We start from the raw sequence: 2,740 nt of genomic DNA, 5'->3' as shown, positions 1-2,740 counted from the left end.
AAGCATTAGTTTAACATGCGGTGACTTGGAAACCACGGTTTTCAATGCCTTCAACGCATATTCATGGCCTTTCACCGGTTCCAGTCTTGCAGGCATGATGATGATGAAGTCATTTTCCCCAAGCCCAAAATCACCTCTCTGAAAGGGAATCGGCATTTCTTTTTTGAAGTCAATCCCATTCAGGATCTTCGTGACCTTGGACGGATCGATTCCTTGATCGATCAAGTCCTGTCTAAAGCGGTCGGAAACCGCCAGTATATGATCGGCATGTTGAAATGACCTTACATGCAGACCAGTAAACAGCTTGCCCTTTACACCCTGGCCCAGGAAATCATGATGGGGCGCGCTGTGAACGGTAAGAAGCCAAGGGCGTTTTATGAGGCGCTTCAATAAAGCACCGTATATATTCGCCCGCGGCCCATGGGTGTGGATGATGTCTATATGATTTAGACGGATAAAGTCCCGTAAACGTTTCAAAACGGAAAGGTCATATTTGGAATGTTGATGAAAAAGTTCTGTTTTTATCCCGGCCGTCACCGACCGCCGGTAGAGTTCCCCTTCTTCGAACACCCCAAGCATGCACTCCTCTTTTTTCAATTGATCAAGTAAGGACATAATATGGAACATGCCGCCGCCAGTTTCATTACCAGCATTTAAATGCAAGACTTTCATCCAGTCCACTCCTTATGTTCAGGAACGCTGCACCTTTTTCCTTAACCGCCTGACCTTGAAAACGAATCTCGGCAGTGCGAGCATCCGTTTCCACCGGGAAGGTTGCTGGATCAGCCGGTACAACCATTCCAGACGCATCTTTTGCCAAAAAACCGGGGCACGGTTCACTTTTCCTGCGAGGACGTCGAAGCTTCCTCCCACTCCCATGAATACCCCTTTTTTAAATAAGGGATAGTGCATTGAAACCCATTTCTCCTGCCGAGGAAACCCCAATGCAGTCAGAATGATGTCAGGTTCGAGTTCCGCAATGGACACAGCCAAGCGTTTGTCCTTTATATCAATATAACCATGGTGATATCCAACCAACTCGATTCCCGGGTATTGCCGTTTCACTTTAAGGGCGGCTGCTTCAATCACATCTTCCTCCGCCCCAAGCAAATATATCTTCAGACCCTTTCCATCAGCGATCCGAAATAGTTCATTCATCAAGTCGAATCCTGTAATCCGCTCTTCCAAAGGTTGATTTAGCCATTTAGAGGCCATAATAATACCAACGCCATCGGGCGTGATGTAATCCGCCGATAGAATGATGTCCTTATAATCCTGATGCTCATTGGCATATTCAACGATTTCCGGGTTTGCCGTAACGACAAACGTTTTTTCCTGGTTCATGATTCTTGGATAGATGATACTATTCACAAATTCATCCATATTGCTATCGACGAATGGAATTGAGAGTATTTCAACAAACTTTTCAGTCATTTCACTTCAGCCTTTCATATGTACTATACATCTAAAGGGTGGGGTATTATTCAAGAAATTTTTTCATACACATCATAGAACCTGATTATCGATTCAAAGGTGGTTACTCATTTGAAGCTTCCAGAAAAACATGCTTTACCCATCCTTATACTTTGCCTGCTCGTAGCTGCTGCAGTGCCTCACCCCATCATTGGCTACCTAGCGACGGCGTTGATGCTCGTTTTTGTCGGTATAAATAAAAAAAGTCTCTTATTCATTTTATTCATTTATTTTCCGGCCCGTCCCTTATTCATGGAACTGAATGGCGGCCTAACCTATTCTGGTGACCTGATCATACTCACCTTATTCTTTTCATTGATTCTCGAAAGGTTCAAAAAGAACGATTGGTCATTTTCGAAATATCATTTCACCATGTCCTTTTGGCTCTTTTGCTTGGTGGGTACAGTAGCTGCACTCATAACCGGCGTGGGAATCCTGTCCATTTTCTTTGAACTCCGGGCCTTGCTTATAACATTCTTGCTTCTTTACATTATCGGTGAATTAAATCTAGAAAGAAAGGATATCTTTCACTTTTTGAAGGCAACCCTAGTATTTACGGTCATCCTTTGCCTTCATGGCCTTATCGAGAAAATTTTTTCGCGTACGATCCTACTTCCCCATGCATGGGAAATGTGGAACCTCTCTTCTGCGAACCGGATGAGGATCTATGGGGCGGCTGCCAACCCTAATGTGTTCGCCCTGTACTTAAGCATTCAGCTGTTTCTAAGCTTTTTCCTATTTCGCTCGCTGAAAAAATATAAAGTCCTCGTCTTTCTGGCATCAATCTTGCTTGCCGGGACGCTATTGCTCACCTATTCGCGGGGAACGATGATTGCATTTGGATTCGCGGCGCTCATCTTCTTATTTTGGACGAGAAATAAATCATTTCTTACCTATTCATTAGGGGCATGCTTGCTGGGACTGCTTCTCATTTACTACCCGGTTTTATTCGCCTCAAATAAAGTCGAGCTATCCGCTGCCGTTCCGATGGATAATCTGGTGATCGGGAGCAACACCGCTTCCGATCATGAACAGGCCCTGTCCGGCCGTTTTTCGGAAATGTTTTCAGATAAGATTCTTCAGCAGAGTACGGAATGGGGACGCTTATATGTCGTTTTCAAGGGCATCGAAATCTTCAAGGACCATCCGATATTAGGTACGGGGCTTGGAACATTCGGGGATTCCGCCACCCTTTCCTTCCCTTCGCCGATCTATGGTGAATATCAAATAGGAGAAAGAATGTATACGGATAATCAATATATCCAGA

3 protein-coding genes are annotated in these 2,740 nt (G+C 44.6%); 1 reads left to right on the top strand and 2 read right to left on the bottom strand.

Translation table 11 applies throughout. The features are described from left to right. Together CVN76_RS04695 and CVN76_RS04690 are read right to left on the bottom strand one after the other, a co-directional pair. A partial coding sequence (locus tag CVN76_RS04695) for a glycosyltransferase family 4 protein (protein ID WP_157805522.1) occupies positions 1–672 on the bottom strand: 672 nt, incomplete at its 3' end. A gap of 18 nt (positions 673–690) precedes the next feature. Beyond that, positions 691–1,434, bottom strand: a complete 744-nt coding sequence (locus tag CVN76_RS04690) for a WecB/TagA/CpsF family glycosyltransferase (protein ID WP_100530475.1) — start codon at positions 1,432–1,434, stop codon at positions 691–693. Between the two features lie 111 nt (positions 1,435–1,545). Between CVN76_RS04690 and CVN76_RS04685 the strand changes: the two genes are divergently transcribed. Beyond that, a partial coding sequence (locus tag CVN76_RS04685) for an O-antigen ligase family protein (RefSeq protein WP_100530474.1) occupies positions 1,546–2,740 on the top strand: 1,195 nt, incomplete at its 3' end.

The organism is Bacillus sp. mrc49 (genome assembly GCF_002803435.1).
Note: the sequence above shows the minus strand (reverse complement) of the source record. Positions and strands in the feature narration are given on the sequence as shown.